The following is a 19,261-nucleotide window of genomic DNA, read 5'->3' as shown; positions in this document are numbered from 1 at the left end:
TCCTCACTTCTGCGCTTCGAGGAAGCTGCGGATATTCGCCAACTCGGGTCCGGAGAGCTCCAGAGTCGGCATCAGGTTGCCGGGCTTCACGGTTTGCGGATTGGCGATCCAGCCCGACAAATAAGCGGCGTTGTTCGGCAGAGTGCCGGCCGCGATGGCTTGGCGGCTCATGAGATGCGAGAGATTGGGGCCAAGACGTCCGCCCGCCCGTGTACCGCGGATGCTGTGGCACGCGCCGCAGCGGAGCACGAACAGGTTCTCCCCTTCCCGTCCCTGCGCCGTCGCGGCAGGCTGGAGTTGCCGGTCCCACCAGTCCTTGAAATCGGGCGGTTGGTCGGCCACGACAATGGGGCCCATATGTGCGTGCTGCTGCCCGCAAAATTCGGAGCACTGGCCACGATAGATCCCGGGCCGGTCCGCCTCGAGCCAGGTGGAATTGATCTGGTTGGGAATGAGGTCGATCTTGTCGCCGAGCGCCGGAATCCAGAACGAGTGGATGACGTCGGTCGTCGCTACCCGGAACTCCACCGGCTGGCCGACCGGCATATGAATTTCGTTGGCGGTTTCGAAGATGCGCGACGAGTCCTGGCTCATGTAGCGCACCTCCCACCACCACTGATGTCCCTTCACTTCGATCGTGAGTTCAGGATCTCGGGGGGGACGGTTGATGGCCGCCATGGTGTAGCCGTTCCAGACCATCGAGCCGATGAGGGCAATGGTGGAAACGCCGACGCCGACATAGATCCATGACAACCCGCTGCCTGTCTCCTCGACCGGCTGGCGGTCGGGTCCTGTCGCGGGCCGGCGCGAGCGACGCAGGATTGCGCCAACAAGCACGAGCAGGCTGACGATCGCCACCACCACGATCGCCTGGATCAGCAGAGCCCAGGTGAGGGTCGTGATCTGCTCGCCCTTGAAGCCGCCGGAGGTGCGCAGATAGGTCATCGGCACATCGGCGCGGGCGGCAGCGGAAATCAGCAGGGCGGGCGCGAGGATCCCGATCCGCCAGCCAGTGGCCCGGTGGGCCTCACTTCGCGCGGTTCGGCTTCTGGCCATGGCTGAACGCCTCGGTCTGCCCCCAGGGATCGGGGGTACTCACGTATTCCGCTGGCACCTGCTCGATCTGCGGCATCTGGTTCGAGACAGTGGTGCCCCATTGCTCGGTCTTTTCCCGGCTTATGCTCCGGACATAGGCGACGAGATCCCAGATGGCGGCCTCGGGCAGCATGCCGCCCCAGGCCGGCATGCCCCGCGGACGGCCCTGATAGATCGTCAGGTAGATCTGCGCCGGCTCCGAACCGTAGATGAACGCGCTGTTGCTGAGCGACGGCCCCATGCCGCCAGAGCCGTTGGGCGCATGGCAACCGACACAGTTGAACGCCTGGAAGTCTTGCATACCCCGTTGCGCCGCTTCCTGGTTGTCGCCCACTGGGCTTTCGAGGCTGGGCTTGATCGGCACGTTGCCCGGGAAGAGGCGCGAGACTGGTGTTCCAAGGAGCTTCGCCGCACCGCTCGCCCCCGTATAGAAACCCGTCGGCACGCCCATGCCGATGGTGCCCTGTCCCTGCTGCGGGGATGACGGTTGAGAGGGCTTCGGTTCGGGAGCCCGCGCCGGATTAGGTTCGGTCGGCAGCCCGACCGCCGACGGTGGGGCCTGCGGTGGCGGAGGCGTCGGCTGCTGGGCCGAGACGCCCGTGGACCACGGGGCCAGTCCGATGATGGCCAAGGGGAGCGCTCGTACGATCCCTCCCTTCAGGGAATGTCTTTTTATCCATGGTCTCACCATCCCGACCTCCCTGACCTCGATTACTGGGCGGGCCCATTCTGGGGCGCGGGGACTGCCGGTGCCGGCAGCGAGGGAGCGGGAACCGAAGGAGCGGGTCTGTCCGGCGCGGGAACGCCGGTCGGCTGTCCTCCAGGGGAGGTCCCGCCTGGAGCGCCCGCATCGCCCTTCGGCAGCACTGCGAAGACCAGCAAAGAGCTGCCGCCCACCGTATGAGCCGGGAGATCCTGCATGGCACCAACAAAGCCCAGCGCTCCGTTTCTCACGCGCGGATCCACCTCGGCATTGGCCACCACACCGGGCCATCCGCCGACGCCGGACATGATGGCCACGTATTGCACGCCATCATTGCCCATGTAGGTGACGGGCTGGCCGATGAAGCCCGAGCCGGCGCGGAACTGCCACAGGACCTTGCCGCTTTTCGCATCCACGGCCTTGAACCAGCGGTCCATGGTTCCGTAAAAGGCGATGTCGCCTGCGGTGACGAGAGCGCCGCTCCAGACCGGGAAGCGTTCGGTGATGGCCCAGACCTTGGTCTTCTTGACCGGATCCCAGGCCATGAACTCGCCGCGATGGCCGCCCGGCCCGGCATACATGTCCACGGTCGCGCCCACATAGGGCGTGCCTGCGATGTAGCCGGCCTCTCCCGTCTTGAAGGTGGCGCAAAGGTGCTGATGCGGGACGTAGAGGAGCTTCGTGCGCGGCGACCATGCGCTCGGCTGCCAATCCTTGGCGCCGGGCGGCGCGGGGCATACATCCTCGACGAGCTTTCCGAGGGTCGGCTCCTTCTCGTGGTTCGGCTCGAGGCGCCCGGTCTTCAGATCGACGCCCTTGTAGACTGTGACCGTGTCGTAAGGCTCCGCGGAAATCACCTCTCCGTTCGTCCGATCGAGCACGAACATATAGCCGGTCCGGCCCGGATGGATGAGCGTCTTGCGCATCCTGCCATCGATCTCGAGATCGATGAGAACGGCCTCGTTGACGCTGTCGTGGTCCCAGAGATCGTGAGGGGCGGTCTGGTAGGCCCATTTCGCGGCTCCCGTATCGATATCGCGCGCGAACACGGTCGCGGCCCAAAGGTTATCGCCGGGTCTCTGATTGGAATTCCACGGGCCTGGATTGCCCGTGCCGTAATAGACCAGGTTGAGTTCGGGATCGTAGGAGAGCCATCCCCAGGCGGTCGCGCCGCCAGTCTTCCAACCGTCGGTCGGCCAGGACTTTACGCCGAGGTCCTTGCCCTTCATCCAGTCGTAATGCGGCTTGAAGTCGGGCCCGATCAACACCTCCGAATCCGGGCCTGTCCCGTAGGCGCGCCAGACGATCCTTCCGGTGTTCTCGTCGAGGGCCGTCACCCAGCCCCGCACCCCCATTTCGCCGCCGCTATTGCCGACCAGGACCTTCCCCTTGGCGGCGAGCGGCGCCATCGTGACCGTCTCGCCGAGATTGATGTCGCCGAGCGTCGCGACCCACAGCTCCTTGCCGGTTGCAGCATCGAGCGCGACCGTGTGCAGATCGAGAGTGTTCAGGAAGATCTTTCCGTTGTCGTAGGCGAGGCCGCGATTGACCACGTCGCAGCATGCGACGCCCTGCGCTGCAAGATTCGGCTTCGGGGCATACCACCATTTCAGCTCGCCACTCGTCGCATCGAGGGCGAAGACCCGGTTCGGATAGGGTCCCGCATAGGGCGCGACCACGTACATGGTATCGTTCACAACGAGCGGTGCCGCCTCCTGGCCGCGATCCGCGCCAACCGAGAAGGTCCAGGCGAGCCTGAGTTGTCCAACGTTGCCTGCATTGATCTGGTCGAGGTTACTGAACCGGTGAGCGGCATAGTTCTTCATCGCCATTGGCCACTGCCGGTCGTCCTGGGACAGGGACTGGAGATCGGCCGAGGCCCCTGCGGCATCGGGCTGAGGTTGAGCCAAAAGCGATCCCGAGGGCAGAACGGACCCTGTGAAGATGAGAAGCAGGGCTCTCCAGGCATTTGCGAAGGGGCGCCGGGCCGGACGCAGGGGCATAAACATGACCGCGACCTCAATGGACTGATCCGAAACGATGCCCCAAAGAGCAGGGCCGTCCAGGCTGCCCCATAGTCCCGACGGCAATCCTGACGCTCCCCTTTGCCCAATCCCCGCGCTGCTACGGCGTTCCTCAGCCCCACGGATCAACCTCGTCCGCTGGCGTACCGACTCTTTTGCCCTAGATCCCTACGGAGAGTCCTGACCGGAGGTCGCATGGAAGAATCCAGCGCAAGTCCGCCCTGCAAGGCCTCGGCGGTTGGATCTCTGCCCTTGCAGAACCGCCTGCTCCGGGCACTTCCGGCCGACGTCCTGGAGGCTCTCCGGCCGGCGATGGAGCCGGTGGACCTGAAGAAGCAGCAGATCCTCCATCACTCGGGCACGTCGATGGACTACGCCTACTTCATCGAAGAGGGCCTTGTCTCAGTCTTGGCCAAGGCATCGCCTGACAGGTGGATAGAGGTCTGGCTCATCGGCTCCGAAGGGATGACGGGCCTTCCCATCCTGCTCCAGGATACGGATGCCCCTCCCCTCCGCCGGACCGTGCTGGTCGGCGGCCATGCCTATCGGATCGCGCTGGCAGCATTTCAGAGCCTGATCGACACGAGCGCTCCGCTCGCCCGGATCATGCTCCGATACACCGAATTCGTTTTGCTTCAGGCCAGCCAAGCCCATGTGTGCGACGCGAAGCACTCGCTGACGCATCGGCTTGGACGCTGGCTTCTTCTCGCGCGGGACGGGCTTGGGCGGGAAGAACTTCCACTGACCCATCAGACGCTTGCGCGCCTGCTGGGCGTGCGGCGAGCCAGTGTGACGGAGTGCCTGCAAGTTCTCGAGAAGGAGGCCGCGCTCCAACACAGCCGTGGGCTTGTCCGGATCGTCGATCCGGACCGGTTACAAGCTCTGTCGTGCCGCTGCTACAGTCTGATCAGCAGCGAGTACCGTCGGCTCGTGCGTTAGCGCAGCATGTCATCCATGGAAACCTTAGGAGTAGTCGAATCATGGGACGCGGAGTGATAGCAGGCGCTTGCATCGCCGTGGCGCTGATCCTGACCGTGCCTACCCGCACATTCGCGGCCTCGGCAGATCGCCCCGCTGTTGTTGGTATGATCGAGCAGGACTTCAACGGGTTCTTCCTCGTCGTGACGAACGGCGACGGTCATTACGACATTTTCCAGAAGCTCGATGACGGCCTCGGCGTCGCCGAGAGCGCCGATGTGATCTGCATGCCGCGGGATATGTGCTTTCTGGAAATTGCCCACATGCCGCCCAGTGTCATCACTGTGTATGGTGAAGCAGGGCACACGATTGGCGGGCTTCGAAAGCGTCTCACGGCCGTTAAGGATACCTATGCGCTTATGCATGCTGCCTCCTCTGAGAAGCGACAGGTGGGCATCGATGCGTGGCACAAGGCCGTACTCGAACTCGCGACCTGCCTTGAAAGCGGTAGCCTGTGTCAATGATCGTCTGGCTTGATTCCGGGCGGCTCCTGCTTTGGAGAGCCGGGCAAGAAGCCTTGGGAGAGCGCGTGATAGATCGGCACCGTGCCGATGAAGCGTGACGCGCCGTAGCCGAGGAGCGCGGTCCCCATGAGCGGGATCGCCATGGCATGATTGTCGGTCATCTCCATGACGATCACGAAGGACGTGATTGGCGCCTGCACCACGCCAGCGAAATAGCCGACCATTCCGAGAAGCACCAGGGTGCCAACTGGCACACCAGGCAGCAGGACCGAGAGGTTCGCGCCGATGCCCGCCCCGACCGAGAGCGACGGCGCGAAGATTCCGCCGGGAATTCCACTGATGGACGACAGGATGGTGGCGCCCATCTTAAGAAGCCCGAAGCTGGCTGGCACGTCGGATGCGCCCGCCAGCAACTGCCGTGCCTCATGGTAGCCCGTCCCATAGATCGTGCTGCCGGAGGCGAGGCCGAGAAGCGCGATGAGAAACCCGCAGCACGCGGCGAAGGCCACCGGATTGTCCCTGGCGAGGGTCTGGACGCGTCCCGTTCCTCGGGCAGCCGCAACCACGATGCGGCTGAAGACACCGCCCAGCAGCCCGCCGCCCAGGCCGCAAAGTGGAACCGCGAGCCAATCCTTGAGCGACACGATGGCTGCGTCGCTGTGGCCGAAATAGGTGTAGTTCCCGAGCAGGGCCAGGGACGCCATCCCGGCGATGATCACGGTCGTCAGGACGAGACCGCTGGTCTTCTGTTCGAAGGAGCGGCTCATCTCTTCGATGGCAAACACGATCCCGGCCAGCGGTGTGTTGAAGGCTGCCGCCACCCCGGCGGCGCTGCCGGCGAGGATAACGCCCTGATAGTGCCGACCGGAGGCCCGTCCGGCCGCGTGGAGAATGGAGGCCCCGACCTGCACGGTCGGCCCTTCGCGGCCGACTGACGCGCCGCAGACGAGGCCGAACAGCGTGAGCAGCACCTTGCCGAGGGCGATGCGGACCGAGACGAGTCGCTGGCGGGCAGCATCGTCCGTGAGGTGCCGGGCCGCGATGGTCTGCGGGATACCGCTGCCCTGTGAGCCCGGAAAGAAGCGCCGGGCGACAGTGACCGAAAGAGCGAAGCCGGCAGGGGCCAGGAGGAGCGGCCAATAGGGCGAGGCCGCGACCACCTGTCTGAACCCGGCCTGCGCTTGGTCTGCCAGCATCGCAAACAGGGCCGCAATGATCCCGACCAACGCGCCACCACTCCAGAACACGAGACGGCTGCGCCAATGCGGCAGGGAGCGCCAAATGCGAAAGCGGCGAGGAATACGGATTGCCACGACGGACCTCAAGTCAAAGGAATTCAGCCAGAATTGAACGTAACGGATTCGGGTCGGGGCTGTTTCAGATCGGGCCCCGCCAGCGTGACGGCGCCATCAGACCTCGTCGGCCGACCCGCCGCATGATCGGAGACTTCCCTATAGCGTCATGTCATCAATGCCTAGAAAGCGTCGACAGAGGGAGCGTCCTGAATGGCTCAATCGCGTCAAGAGTCCGCCCTGTGCCACTTCTGGACCATCGAGAGTTCTTGGTGCGTCCAACAATGCGCCTGCCCTTCCTTGTCTTAGCGGAGCCGGAGGAAGCTCTGTGCCGGTCCACATGGCAGAAGCCATCTTCAAGGTGGGGCTGCGCGGTTCCGTTGATATTTTCCACCGGGGAAGGGCTTCTGGTCAGAGCCTTTTGCCAAATGCATGGGCGCAGCCGCCTTTGAGAGCATACCCAAAGTATTCCATCATACAGGCAGAGGAACCGTTAAACCTGTCTTGACGCGGTCCATAGCGACGAAGGTGCGGAACCGCTTCACGTTGTTGTTCCCGAAGAACAGGCGTCGCGTGAGCGCCTCGTACGCCGTCATCGTCGGAACCACGACCACCAGCACGAAGTCGGCCTCTCCCGTGACGTAGTAGCACTGCTGTACCTCCGGAACAGCGGCGAACTCCTGTTTGGCGGCATCAATCAACTCCGCCGTCTCGCTGATCACCTCGACCTCGACGAAAATGGTGATGGATTGTCCGACGCGGGACGGATCGATAACTGCGACATTGGCCTGGATGACCCCGGCCTCCTCCATCCGGCGGACGCGGCGCTGCACGGCCGGAGCGGAGAGATTGACAGCTTCGCCGATCACCCGCTGCGGAGTTGTATTGTCCCGCTGGAGGATGTTCAGGATCGCCAGATCGAAGGTGTCGAGGGTGATCGAGGACAGGGACTTGGACACTGGCGACCCTTTGACACGAAAAACTCTTGCGTTCGGAGGTCCTAAATAGAGCGCTTTTCTCGTGCCGGGTGCAATATCTTCTCGCCTTCTCGACGATGAGGATGGCGATGTTCCTGCTCAACCAGCACCCCGACTACCGCAAAGCCCTGGATCCGATCGATGCCGAGACGTTGGGAATAAAGGCTGCGGAGGGGGCCGAGCGGTATCTCACCTACCGCGACAACCATGCCCCGACACCCTTGCACGCCCTCCCGTCCCTAGCTGCCGAACTCGGTGTGGGGGCCATCCATATTAAGGATGAAGGGTTCCGGCTAGGACTCGGCAGCTTCAAGGCATTGGGAGGCTCCTACGCGGTCATCCGCCTCGTGCTGGAGGAAGCCGGCCGGCAGCTCGGACGCCCAGTCGATGCCACTGAGCTGCACGCGCCCGAGGTTCGCGCCGTCGCGGCTGAGATGACGGTTGCCTGCGCCACGGATGGCAATCATGGACGCTCGGTGGCACAGGGCGCGCAAATGGTCGGCGCCAAGGCCACCATCTTCGTGCATTCCGGTGTCAGCGATGAGCGTGTATCGGCGATTGCCCGCTTCGGCGCCCAGATGATCCGGGTCGATGGCACCTATGACGATTCGGTCGCCAATGCCGCACGGGTCGCCTGCGAGAAGGGCTGGATCGTCGTGTCCGACACCTCATGGCCCGGTTACGAGCGCATTCCCGGGTTGGTCATGCAGGGCTACACCGCCATGGTGCGGGAAGCCTTGCGCCAGCTTCCCAAACCACCCACTCACGTGTTCGTGCAAGCCGGGGTCGGGGGCGTCGCGGCTGCTGTTGCGGGACATTTCGCCCTCGCCCTTGGACACCAGCGGCCGATCTTCGCCGTGGTCGATCCCGCCCGCGCTGCCTGCCTCTTCGAGACCGCGCGGACGGGGCGACCCGTCAAGATCGACCACGGCGAGCCAACGGTCATGGCAATGCTGGAGTGCTATGAGCCGTCGCTGGTCGCTTGGCGGGTGCTGTCCCGCGCCGCTGATGCCTTCATGACCATTGACGAGGAGGATGCGGTTGCAGTGATGAACCGCCTGGCCCGACCTGCCGGGAACGATCCGGCCATCGTGGCAGGCGAGAGCGGCGGTGCAGGCCTTGCCGGTTTCGTGCGTGCTGCAAGGTCGCCGGACATCAAGGCGGCGCTCGGTCTCAACGGGGACTCCCGCGTCTTTGTCATCAATACCGAAGGCGCGACCGATCCGAGGCGCTACGCAGAATTGGTCGGCATGCAGCCTGATGCCGTCGCAGCCACCACCATAGGGTCAGCCGCATGACAACGATTTCCATCGACGCGGAACGCCTGCTCGGCCGGTTGCGGGACCTGGGGCAGATCGGCCGCGACAGCGACGGCAAGCTGGTCCGGCTCGCCGGCTCCGACGCCGACAAGGCCGGACGCGACGCCTTCGTCGCCTGGAGCCGCAACGCCGGCCTGGAGGTCGCGGTCGACCGCATCGGTAACATCTTCGGGATCTGGAGAACGGCCGATAATGCTGGCCAGGCTCCCATCCTGCTCGGATCGCACATCGACACCGTCATCGATGCCGGCATCTATGACGGCTGTTATGGCGTGCTCTCCGGTCTGGAAGTGGTCGAGTCCCTGAGGATGGCCGAATTCGCCCCTGGCCGGCCCATCGCAGTCGCTGCTTTCACTAACGAGGAAGGTGTGCGCTACGCCCCCGACATGATGGGCTCCCTCGTCTATGCCGGTGGGCTACCCGTCGACGAGGCCCTGGCGACCGTCGGCACCGATGGCACGGTTCTCGGGGCGGAACTGGAGCGTATCGGCTATGCCGGCTCCGAGAAGCCGGGCTTTCTCACGCCGCACGCCTATATCGAACTGCATATTGAGCAGGGACCCGTGCTGGAGCGCGAGGGCGTGCCCATCGGCGCGGTCGAGAACCTCCAGGGCATCTCCTGGCAGCGCGTCACCATTGACGGTGAGGCCAACCATGCCGGTACGACACCCATGTCCCTGCGCCGGGACGCCGGCCAAGCCGCGGCCCGCGTGGTCACCTTCCTGCGCGACCGGGCGAGGAATTCGAATACGCCCACCGTCGCCACGGTCGGCTGCATGAGCTTCGAGCCGAATGCGATCAACGTCATTCCCTCCCGCGCCACCTTTACGGTCGACCTTCGCGATCCCGACGAGCAGCGCCTCCAGGCCGAGGAAGCAGCCCTTGCCGCGTTCCTGAAGGAACTTGCGACCGTCGAGGAGGTCACGATTTCGGTCGAGCGGCTGGCGCGGTTCGAGCCTGTGACATTCGACGGGGGAATCGTGGAGCTGGTCGAAGATGCCGCCCGTAAGCGCGGACTGGCCTCGAAGCGCATGACCTCGGGCGCGGGCCACGATGCCCAAATGATCGCCCGTATTGCGCCCTCGGCCATGATCTTTGTACCGAGCCTCGGCGGCATCAGCCACAATCCGCGCGAGCACACACCGGACGCCGACCTCGTGGCCGGCGCCAACATCCTGCTCGACGTCGTCACCCGTCTCGCAGCACAATGAAAACTCCCAGGAGAGACCCATGACGATCGATCTGAGTGCCCTCGAGCGGGAGATGACCGCGTGGCGACGTGACCTGCACGCTCATCCTGAATTCGGCTTTGAGGAGAAGCGCACGAGTGCCTTCGTCGCCGCCAAACTACGAGAATTCGGTCTCGACGAGGTGGCCGAAGGGGTGGGCGGCACTGGCGTCGTCGGGACTCTGAAGCGCGGCAGCGGCAACCGGGCGATTGCACTCCGGGCCGACATGGACGCCCTGCGCATTACCGAACAAGGCACGCAGGGCTACCGGTCGCAGACCCCCGGCACGATGCACGCATGCGGCCATGATGGCCACACCGGCATGCTGCTCGGCGCCGCCAAATTGCTGGCCGAGGAAGGTGGGTTCGACGGCACCGTGCGCTTCGTCTTCCAGCCTGCCGAGGAATGGGGCAAGGGGGCGCTCGCCATGCTGGCTGATGGCCTGATGGAGCACTTCCCGTTCGAGGAGATCTATGGCCTGCACAACATGCCGGGCCTGCCCGTCGGACACTTCCAGACCCGCGTCGGGCCAATCATGTCGGCGGAGGACAACTTCGAGATCGTCCTGAAAGGCATTGGCGGGCATGCCGCCCGCCCGCACTGGGGCAACGAGGTGCTGGTTGCCGCCTGTGCCACGGTGATGAATCTCCAGACCATCGTCTCGCGCCGCCTGAGCCCCACTGACATCGGTGTTGTCTCGGTGACCGAGCTGATCACCGACGGTACCCGCAATGCTCTCCCAGGACATGCCCGCATCCTCGGTGATGCCCGCAGCTTTCAGCCTGAGGTGAGTGCCGAAATCGAGAAGCAGATGCGCGTTATTGCTGAGGGAACGGCTCTGACCTACAACGTCGCCGCCGAGGTGATCTACACGCGCGAGTTCGTGCCGCTGCTGAACGATGCCACCCTGGTGGACGAAGCTTTCGCAGCCGCACGTACCGTGTTCGATGCGGAGAATGTCTCGACCGCCCCCGAGCCGATGACCGGCTCGGAGGACTTCGCCCGGTTCCTGGAGCATGTGCCCGGCTGCTTCGTGTTCGTGGGGAATGGCAGGAATTCGGCGCCTCTGCACAACCCGGCCTATGACTTCAACGATGACGGGCTGATCTTTGGCGCACGCTATCATGCCGCCATCGTCCGACATCGATTGCCATCCGTCTGACCGTCACGGATCCGGCACATCGGACCGCACGGGAAATCACGTCAACGGCTGTTTTGGATCAGGTGGAGATGTTCGCCGACAAGGAGGGACGTCTGGTTGAGCGGCTCACATTGTGAACCTGAGACAGACACCTCTGCCGCAGGAAGATGAGAGAGGCAATCGCAGCCCAGGCCGATTGTCGATTTCGGCCTTCCTTCGGTCCAACCCGCGGTGGGTCCATGGCCCCGGCAGGTGTGTGATTGAGGCGGCTCGAGGATCCCGCAGTGGAAGCCATGCCATTTCAACACGCAGCATGCTGCCGATTTTCGGGACTGCTCCAACCAACGTGAAACGGAGTCGCAGAAGCCTGCGAGCGAAAGGGGCTTTCATGGAGACTGCTCTCCGAAACATGCCCAAGAACACACATCGCCCGCGGTTCCGACTACTGTGGCGGCAGCGTTGCAGTAATCCGGACGTGAAGTCCGTCCGGCGCAAAGGTCGTTTCAACCTCGCCGTCCAATTGCCGCCCGAGGGCCCTCTGCAACAGCACCGAGCCGAAGCCCTGCCGCGTCGGCTCCTCGACAGCCGGCCCGCCCTGCTCCTGCCAGTCCAGGGTCAGCCTGCGCGCGCCGGCGTGCCTCTCAACGCTCCAGGTTACCTCGATGAGGCCGCTGGGAAGCGAGAATGCGCCGTACTTGGCCGCGTTGGTGGTCAACTCGTGCACCGCCATCCCGAACGCCACCGCAATCTCGGAGGGCAGCCGAACCTCGGGTCCGGCGAGCCTCAACCGCTGGTGGGTTCCGTCGTCGTAGGGTGCCAGCTCGGCGTTCAGGATGTCGCGGATCGAGGCCCCGCCGTGCTCCTGCTCGACGAGCAGCGCGTGGGTTCGCGCCAGCGAAGTGATGCGCTCCGTGACAGCGTGCTGGAACTCGGTAATGGTCTGGGCGCGCCGCGCCGTCGAGGCGATCACCGCCTGGACCGTCGCCAGGGTGTTCTTGACCCGGTGATGAAGTTCGCGGTTGACCAGGAGCAGTTGCTCCTCCAGCCGCTTGCGCTCGGTGATGTCGCGGGCGATCTTCGATGCGCCAATGATCCGGCCGTAGCGGTTCCTGACCGGCGACACTGTCAGCGAAATCTCGACCGGACTGCCATCCTTGCGTCGGCGAACGGTCTCGTAGTGATCGACGCGCTCGCCACGGCGGATGCGTTCGAGAATTCCGGGTTCCTCGTCCTGCCGGTCCTCGGGGATCAGCATCGTCACGGGCTGGCCGATTGTCTCCTCGGCCGGGTAGCCGAACAGCCGTTCTGCACCCTGGTTCCAACTCGTGATGATGCCGTCGAGGTTCTTGCTGATAATGGCATCGTCCGACGACTCGACGATTGCGACGAGCCGCCGTTCGGCCTCCTCCGCCCGCTTGCGGGCGCGGATGTCGATGGCAAACTCGACGATTGTGCCGTCGCCAAGGTCACGTCCTGCGCACAGCATCCAGGAGCGGCTGCCGTCCTTGCACAGGTACTCCTTCTCGTACGGGCCGAGGCGTCCCGTCTGCCGGAGCGCGTCCATCTGCGCTTCGCTGTCGGCAATCCACTCCGGCGGGGTCATCCGGCGCCAGTCGAGACTGCCGCTCTCGATGTCCTCCCGCGACCAACCGGTCATCCCAAGGAACACCTCGTTGGCATCGACGAGCGTGCCCTCGTCGTTGAAGAACAAGACGCCTACTGTATCCGTCTCCAGCACCCGGCGCAGGCGCTCCTCGCTCGCCCGCAGCGCCGCCTCAGCCTCATCGCGCTGGCGCTGGGCTACGCGCCGGGCCGTGGTCTCGAACAGCGTTACGAGAACGCCGGCGATGTGGCCGCTCTCATTTAATAGCGGACTGTAGGACAGGGTGAACCAGACATCCTCGAGGACCCCACTGCGGGCCAGCGGATAGAGGGCATCGTCGAACGTGACTGTCTCGCCGGCCAGGACCCGCCCGTAGATCGGCTCGTTGATGTGCCAAACTTCGGGCCAGCAGTCGCGCGTGGGCTGACCCAGTCCGGCCGGATGCTTGAGGCCCATGATTTGGGCATAGCCCTGGTTGTAGATCTGGATGAGCTGGGGCCCCCAGAGGATGATCATGGGAAAGCCGTTGGGAAGGATCAGCTCGACGGCGCTCTTCAGGCTCTGCGGCCACGTCTCGAGCGGGCCGAGCGGCGTTGCCGCCCAGTCACGGGTCCGGATGAGCTTGGCCATCTCGCCCGTGTCTGTGGGCCAGCCCTCCGGGTGCGTGGAGGCGGGGCTCGTGGTGAAGGTCTCGTTCATGGGATGGCTCCACATCCCGTGAATACACAGTCCTCCGCCTGGATTGCAATATGGGAGACGGACGCCGACAGCCTCTTGCTTCGCCACGTCGCAAACGTCCAACCTGAAGTGCGAAGGTCGCTTCCAGGACGAACCAGGAAGGATGACCTCGAAGCGCTCGGCGCACTTGCCGTGGTTGACGGCATAGGCCGCCGCGAGCCTGATCAGGCCGAGGATCGTAACCGTCACCTGTTCGAGGTGTGTCCGGTACGGATCCTGGCCGGCTTGATCGCTCCCAAGCGCTCCTCGCTGCCCCATTGCCGTCGGGAAATGGCTGGTAACCAGTCATTCTGAGACATGAACAGCTTGAACGGGGGACGCGGTTCGGCCGCGGATGCCGCAGCCCCTCGCCCGCTCCGCAGACCTTCCGCAGGAACTCGGCTATAGTCTCAGGCCAAGGCGCTCTACATGTGGGAGGCTTGCATGATGACGATGCCGGAGATCATGGCAGACGAGCTCGGGAGGCACGTCGCGGGAGACTTCCGACGCCTGTTCGGCTCCTCGCATCAGGATAAGGCTGAGCGCCTCGACAGCGCCGCTCGCATGGCGCTGGAGTGCCTCGGCAGGAGCGATGCGCTGTATCACAATGTTGAGCATACCTTCCTGGTGACGCTGGTCGGGCGGGACATCCTTCACGGCCGGATCCTGACCGAGCGCCTGGAGCCGGACGACTACTCGCACCTGATCGTCGCCTGCCTGCTGCACGACATCGGCTATGTCCGCGGCATCCTGAAGGGTGACGGCAAGGATAGGTTCGTGGTGGATGCGAGCGGGGCGACCGTGACCTTGCCGCGCGGCGCCTCGGACGCGGCGCTTGCCCCCTATCATGTCGACCGCTCCAAGCTCTTCGTCCTCGAGCGTCTGACAGGTTCGCCCCTGCTTGATGCGGAGAGGGTGGCGCGAGCGGTCGAGATCACGCGCTTCCCCGTATGCCGCCCATCGGAGTATGCGCCGGATGATCAGGAGGGGCGTCTGGTCCAGGCCGCCGACCTCATCGGCCAGCTCGGCGACCCTCTCTACCTGAAGAAGGCGAATGCCCTGTTCCACGAGTTCGAGGAGATCGGTCTCAACCGGCAACTCGGCTATGGCTCGCCAGCCGACTTGGTCGAGCGCTATCCCGACTTCTACTGGTCCAGCGTCTCGCCGCACCTCGAGGAGGCCATCGCCTATCTGAACGTGACGGCGGCAGGCCGGCAGTGGATCGCGAACCTGCACAGCCACGTGTTCTGCGCCCAGCACGCTTTCGCCCTCATGGGGCCGCAGCGCTAGCCCACGGCCCCCTCGGGCCAGGACAGAGGCGGATTCCGGGACCAGCGAGACGAGTTTCTTCCGACGATCCGACAGGAAGTCCATTTTCCGCGTCCGGAGGCTCGGGTAGCATCGCAAAATGATCAGTCATTGTCCGCATCGATCCAGCAGTCCGTGGTCCGATTGAGCCTGTCCCGATCGCCGGGATTCACTGTCAACATCCGTCGCAGATTCCGCGCTCGACGAGTTGGTCGATTTGGCGGTCCATGCGTTCCATCTCGGCGTCAGCCACGGTATCGATCGACGAAAAGTCGTTCCGAGGCTCGGAGAAAACCTCCTTTTCAAGCTGGCTCTGCGACGGAATTCGGACTTCTCCCGATGGTGTGAACGGACCGGACCTGCGCTGCGACCAAGCCGGAGCCGACGCGAACAGGAGACCGATCATCACCGCGATGAACGTAGCCTTCATAGCATGCCTCCTCTTGAATCCGGGCGCCATTCGCCCTGTCCCTAGGGACGGTCAACTAGAGCAAGCCGGACAGAGACGTGCTTGATCGATGCGGACAACGGCGCAACATTTTGCGATATTCCCGCCCTGATTCATGCGACATTGCGCCTGACCGGCTCAACGATCTGACATAATCCGGTTCGAAGTTGACGCGTCCGTGGCGAATAGCGTCTGGCACATTGCGCGAACCACAGGAAATTCAGGAGAATGCGTTCGATCGCGAGGGCACGAACCTCGTTGCCGGCCAGAGGAAGCCGTTTCGGGATCCCCCAAAAGAGGCGGCGCGCTACTGCTTTTCCCCAGTAGCACTTCTGTTCGAGCGACCATGCAGACGCAAAGAAGCCACCATGGACAGATAGAATCGCAACGCTGACAAGCTGGTGTCCTGTTCTCCAAGGCATGCACTCTTGGTCCTCGGGCTTCCGCATACCAGCTTTCATGCGAAACCTCGACTCCTGCGTCGCATCCGCCCACGGTCGACTGAGATGTGAGGAAATTTGCTGGAAGGCGCGGATGTGCGTCCGAGTTGAAACTGTTTCTGGTTCTCGACTGGAGAAGCATCATGACCCGATTGCCTGTTCTGGCGATGGCGGCGTTCAGCCTCTTCGCCTCGTCCACTCTCCTTCTCACGACGACGACTCCGGTGGCCGCCCAGGAAGACGATTGGAGCACAGACGGATCAGACGTCAGCGACAGCAGCTTGCGCGACCTTCTGCGAGACTGGGTTCAGGAACGCGGTGGTCGCCGCGACATGCTCATGGATCTGATCCAGGAGCGCAGTGACCGGCGCGACATGCTTCTGGACCGGCTCCAGGAGCGCCGGGATCGTCGCAGCGAAATCATGGATTTCCTGCGGGATCATCCAGGCATGCGGGAGCGCCTGCGCGAACGACTGGCCTCGCGATGGGATGAGGCGGACGACGGCGGCGGCTTGCGCGATCGCCTGCGGGAACGCCTGGCCGCGCGAGTGGAGGGCGGCGGCTGCTACTTCCTCACTCGCAGCCTGCGGACTCAGGACGGCAGTCTCATGGTCCTGGTACGCCGGCGCGTCTGCCGCGACTGATCTTCCCCGAACCCAACTCACAGGAGGAGCGATATGAGGAGAGCGATTATTGCAGCAGCCGGGCTGATGCTGATGGCCCTGCCTGCCTTCGGCCAAAGTTCGGAGGATACCGACGAGCGCGGCTCGTCCTACAGTCAGCGCGATCGTGATCTCGGCGACCTCCTGCGCGGGCTCGACGGGGGCGGTATGAGACGGGCTGGCCCCGTGCGCGGCGCCGGCTTTCTGCTGCGCGCCGGGGATGCGACGCTTGCCGTGCGGTGTGATCCGCGCGATTCCATGAAGGCTTGCGTCGAGGCGGCCACGACGTTGCTCGAGCGGGCTCGTGCGGGAATGCCGTCAGCGAGTGGTCCGGGCGGGCCGGCTTCGGGTACGCCTCCATCCCGATAGCCTTCTCACGAAGTCGAAGCTGCGCTGCCCGGACGCGGCGCAGTTTCACGATGCCCGTGCGGATGCATCCTATGACTGCCAATCACGGGCCTGCGCTGACGGAAGACGGTGAGGCACGATGTTCAAGGGCGGGCAAAGTGCCCCGTTGTGTTGGGCGGCATCGAAATGGTTCACACAATGCGAAAGCGACAGGCGAAATACGCCTGCACTCAGCAACCGTCACTCGCTGAGCGGTTCGAGCGGCCCGGCGGCTTCCTGTCTGGCGGCGCCAGCGCCGGAGGTTCCGAACTGCGGGGATAGTTCGGCCACGGCCCTGTCCAGTTCCTCGACGCAGTCTTGGAGAATCCGCGACGGCCTGGGATTGAGCGGGAACAGCAGCAGGGTCCGGAAATGCACGGCCGGCTCGAATGGCTTCAGGATCAATCCGTTGTTCAGGTAGATCTCGGCGGTCAGCGGATTCACGAGGCCGCAACCGAGCCGTGCCCGCACCATCGCGCAGACGGTCGCCGAGAATGGGGTCTCGAGGACGATACGGGGCTGCACCTGTGCACTGGCGAAAATGGAGTCCGCCTCCATTCGGGTCGTGTCCTGCGGCGCCAGAGCGATGAATTCCTCGCCATGCAGATCCGCCGCCGTTACGGAGCGGGCCTTCTCGAGCCGGTGCCCCGGATAAAGGGCGACCGAGGCGCGGCACGTCATGAAGGGCCGGGCGATGACGCCCGTGACGTCGACCTCGTCCGCCGCAATGCCGAGATCGAACTGCCCCGATGCGACGAGATCGCGAATGGTTGACGACAATTGGGCCTGCAGGGTGATGGCCACCTGCGGGTGCCGGTCCCTGAAATGGCGCAGGGCGAGTGGGACGATGTTTGTGCTCAATGCCGAGAGGCTGGCCAGGCGAATCTCGCCCGAGCCGAAGTCCCGGATCCGTGCCGCAATGCTGCGCAGGTGCGCCATGCCGAGGAAGGAGGCCTCCACCTCCCTCTGGAAGAGCTGGCCTTCCGGCGTCGGGACCATGCGGCCCTTGATCCTTTCGAAGAGTGCGAACCCGACCGAGCGCTCCAGTTCCTGGATCGCCTTGCTGACGGCAGGCTGCGAGATGCGCAGCACCTCCGCCGCGCGGGAGGCCGTCCCGGCTGTCATCACAGAATGAAAGACTTCGATCTGGCGTTGATTCATGCCGCCCTCACGGTGCAGCTTGCATATAACTACAGAGAATGGACTGGCACAATATTGGTATTGGACGGAATAGGGTCACCGTGGTCTATGGGATCCCAGCAAGGATATCGCCCATGGACGACTGGACACGCTGCGTCATTTCCTCCGAAGCGAGCCGGGACGGTTTCGCGAGCCTTGGGGTTCCGGTCTACCGGGCATCGACGATCCCGTTTCCGGACGCGAAGAGCTATCAGAGCCGGCATCAGCGCGGCGACGACGGTTACAGCTACGGGTTGTCCGGAACCCCGACCTCGCGCACGCTAGCCCATAAGATTACGGCCCTCCAGCAGGGTCACAGGACGTTCCTGGTCCCGTCCGGCCAAGCCGCAATCACGGTTGCGATTCTGTCCTTCGTGCAGGCCGGGGACCGAGTTCTCATTGCCGATACGGTCTACCCGCCGCTGCGTGATTTCGCCGAAAAAGACCTCAGGAAACTCGGAATCGACGTGGCGTTCTACGACCCGACGGCGCCGGACGAGCTCGAGCGTGCGATTGATGGCCGGACGCGGATGATCTGGGCTGAATCGCCCGGCTCCACGACGATGGAGGTCCAGGACATGGGCCGCCTTGCGGAGATCGCCCGCCGGCACGGCGCCCTGCTCGGATGCGACAACACCTGGGCCACCCCGCTGCTCTTCAAGCCTCTCCAACACGGCGCGGACATCGTCGTCGAGGCACTAACGAAGTATTTCTCCGGCCACTCGGACGTGCTGATGGGATCGATTACGGTTCGCGATCAGGCCATGGCGTCCACCATCAAGGGCAAGCTCAGCCGCTTCGGCATCGGCGTCTCCCCTGACGATTGTTCGCTCGTTCTCCGCGGAATGGAGACGATGGCGGTACGTCTTCACTATTGCGCCGAGACGACCAGGCGCCTGCTGCCTGCGATCGCCGATCAGCCGACCGTGGATCGGATCCTCTACCCTCCCCTGCCAGCGAATCCGGGCCATGAGTTCTGGAAGCGCGACTTCAAGGGAGCGAGCGGAGTCTTCGGGATCGTCTTCACGCCGGCCGCAACGCCGCATGTCTTCGCGGCGCTCGATGCCCTGAAGGTGTTCGCCATTGGGGCATCCTGGGGCGGCACCCGAAGCCTGATGGCCCCGATGCCGGTCATGGCCAATCGCACTGCCAAACCGTGGACCGGAGAGGACTTGGTCCTGCGCGTCAGCATCGGCGTGGAGGCCTTGTCGGATCTGCAGGAGGATCTCGACCGGTTCTTCACGGCGCTCGATACGTTCTGCGAAACCGCGGCACCCGCTCCGGCGGGTGCGTGA

Annotated in this window: 17 protein-coding genes and 1 pseudogene; 10 read left to right on the top strand and 8 right to left on the bottom strand. The window is 64.1% G+C overall.

What is annotated here, in order from left to right; translation table 11 throughout:
• Positions 1–3: 3 nt before the first annotated feature.
• The 3 genes from coxB to AC522E_RS07365 all read right to left on the bottom strand — a co-directional run bounded on the left by coxB (position 4) and on the right by AC522E_RS07365 (position 3,807).
• Positions 4–1,056: a cytochrome c oxidase subunit II gene (gene coxB / locus AC522E_RS07375; protein WP_500749758.1), complete on the bottom strand. Its 1,053-nt coding sequence runs from the start codon at positions 1,054–1,056 to the stop codon at positions 4–6.
• Positions 1,028–1,726 (bottom strand): c-type cytochrome, encoded by a 699-nt coding sequence (locus AC522E_RS07370; protein WP_500749757.1) that lies wholly within the window; start codon positions 1,724–1,726, stop codon positions 1,028–1,030. The genes coxB and AC522E_RS07370 overlap by 29 nt, the downstream gene beginning before the upstream one ends.
• Before the next feature lie 80 nt (positions 1,727–1,806).
• Complete coding sequence (locus AC522E_RS07365; protein WP_500749756.1) at positions 1,807–3,807, bottom strand: PQQ-dependent dehydrogenase, methanol/ethanol family; 2,001 nt, start codon at positions 3,805–3,807, stop codon at positions 1,807–1,809.
• Between the two features lie 210 nt (positions 3,808–4,017).
• Between AC522E_RS07365 and AC522E_RS07360 the strand changes: the two genes are divergently transcribed.
• Together AC522E_RS07360 and AC522E_RS07355 are read left to right on the top strand one after the other, a co-directional pair.
• Positions 4,018–4,761 carry a Crp/Fnr family transcriptional regulator gene (locus AC522E_RS07360; RefSeq protein ID WP_500749755.1) on the top strand — a complete coding sequence of 248 codons (744 nt, stop codon included), beginning with the start codon at positions 4,018–4,020 and terminating at the stop codon, positions 4,759–4,761.
• Positions 4,762–4,838: 77 nt separating this feature from the next.
• Positions 4,839–5,264 (top strand): hypothetical protein, encoded by a 426-nt coding sequence (locus AC522E_RS07355; RefSeq protein ID WP_500749754.1) that lies wholly within the window; start codon positions 4,839–4,841, stop codon positions 5,262–5,264.
• Here the strand turns inward: AC522E_RS07355 and AC522E_RS07350 are convergent.
• Positions 5,258–6,577 carry a chloride channel protein gene (locus tag AC522E_RS07350; RefSeq protein WP_500749753.1) on the bottom strand — a complete coding sequence of 440 codons (1,320 nt, stop codon included), beginning with the start codon at positions 6,575–6,577 and terminating at the stop codon, positions 5,258–5,260. The two genes, AC522E_RS07355 and AC522E_RS07350, sit on opposite strands and share 7 nt — an antisense overlap.
• A gap of 452 nt (positions 6,578–7,029) precedes the next feature.
• Complete coding sequence (locus AC522E_RS07345; RefSeq protein WP_500749752.1) at positions 7,030–7,515, bottom strand: Lrp/AsnC family transcriptional regulator; 486 nt, start codon at positions 7,513–7,515, stop codon at positions 7,030–7,032.
• A 107-nt stretch (positions 7,516–7,622) separates the two neighbouring features.
• On the opposite strand from AC522E_RS07345, the gene AC522E_RS07340 reads away from it, so the two are divergent.
• From AC522E_RS07340 to AC522E_RS07330, 3 genes are read left to right on the top strand one after another with little or no spacing between them, the layout of a single operon-like run.
• Entirely contained in the window at positions 7,623–8,831 is a 1,209-nt protein-coding gene (locus AC522E_RS07340) for a diaminopropionate ammonia-lyase (RefSeq protein ID WP_500749751.1), read from the top strand.
• The gene (locus AC522E_RS07335) at positions 8,828–10,063 is read left to right on the top strand and encodes a Zn-dependent hydrolase (protein WP_500749750.1); all 1,236 of its coding nucleotides are present in this window, start codon (positions 8,828–8,830) and stop codon (positions 10,061–10,063) included. Before AC522E_RS07340 ends, AC522E_RS07335 begins: the two co-directional genes overlap by 4 nt.
• 19 nt (positions 10,064–10,082) lie before the next feature.
• Positions 10,083–11,243, top strand: a complete 1,161-nt coding sequence (locus tag AC522E_RS07330) for a M20 aminoacylase family protein (protein WP_500749749.1) — start codon at positions 10,083–10,085, stop codon at positions 11,241–11,243.
• Between the two features lie 421 nt (positions 11,244–11,664).
• Here AC522E_RS07330 and AC522E_RS07325 read toward each other — a convergent pair whose 3' ends face one another.
• Positions 11,665–13,524: a PAS domain-containing HWE histidine kinase family protein gene (locus AC522E_RS07325; RefSeq protein WP_500749748.1), complete on the bottom strand. Its 1,860-nt coding sequence runs from the start codon at positions 13,522–13,524 to the stop codon at positions 11,665–11,667.
• 462 nt (positions 13,525–13,986) lie between these two features.
• On the opposite strand from AC522E_RS07325, the gene AC522E_RS07320 reads away from it, so the two are divergent.
• A complete protein-coding gene (locus tag AC522E_RS07320; protein WP_500749747.1) occupies positions 13,987–14,832 on the top strand; it encodes an HD domain-containing protein in 846 nt (281 codons plus the stop codon).
• A 193-nt stretch (positions 14,833–15,025) separates the two neighbouring features.
• Here AC522E_RS07320 and AC522E_RS07315 read toward each other — a convergent pair whose 3' ends face one another.
• Positions 15,026–15,280, bottom strand: coding sequence for a hypothetical protein (locus tag AC522E_RS07315; RefSeq protein ID WP_500749746.1), 255 nt, complete (start codon positions 15,278–15,280; stop codon positions 15,026–15,028).
• A 601-nt stretch (positions 15,281–15,881) separates the two neighbouring features.
• On the opposite strand from AC522E_RS07315, the gene AC522E_RS07310 reads away from it, so the two are divergent.
• From AC522E_RS07310 to AC522E_RS07300, 3 genes and pseudogenes are all read left to right on the top strand, one after another.
• A complete protein-coding gene (locus AC522E_RS07310) occupies positions 15,882–16,382 on the top strand; it encodes a hypothetical protein (protein WP_500749745.1) in 501 nt (166 codons plus the stop codon).
• A gap of 33 nt (positions 16,383–16,415) precedes the next feature.
• On the top strand, positions 16,416–16,769 hold the full coding sequence (locus tag AC522E_RS07305; RefSeq protein ID WP_500749744.1) for a hypothetical protein: 354 nt from the start codon (positions 16,416–16,418) through the stop codon (positions 16,767–16,769).
• Positions 16,770–16,916: 147 nt separating this feature from the next.
• A pseudogene (locus AC522E_RS07300) lies at positions 16,917–17,009 on the top strand (IS6 family transposase); the annotation flags it as partial.
• Here the strand turns inward: AC522E_RS07300 and AC522E_RS07295 are convergent.
• A complete protein-coding gene (locus AC522E_RS07295) occupies positions 16,989–17,948 on the bottom strand; it encodes a LysR substrate-binding domain-containing protein (RefSeq protein ID WP_500749743.1) in 960 nt (319 codons plus the stop codon). The pseudogene AC522E_RS07300 and the gene AC522E_RS07295 sit on opposite strands and share 21 nt — an antisense overlap.
• A gap of 113 nt (positions 17,949–18,061) precedes the next feature.
• Here AC522E_RS07295 and AC522E_RS07290 point away from each other — a divergent pair, with 113 nt between their 5' ends.
• Positions 18,062–19,261: a trans-sulfuration enzyme family protein gene (locus AC522E_RS07290; RefSeq protein ID WP_500749742.1), complete on the top strand. Its 1,200-nt coding sequence runs from the start codon at positions 18,062–18,064 to the stop codon at positions 19,259–19,261.

Source organism: Microvirga sp. BF8, assembly GCF_059888585.1.
This window is presented reverse-complemented; position numbering and strand designations above follow the sequence as displayed.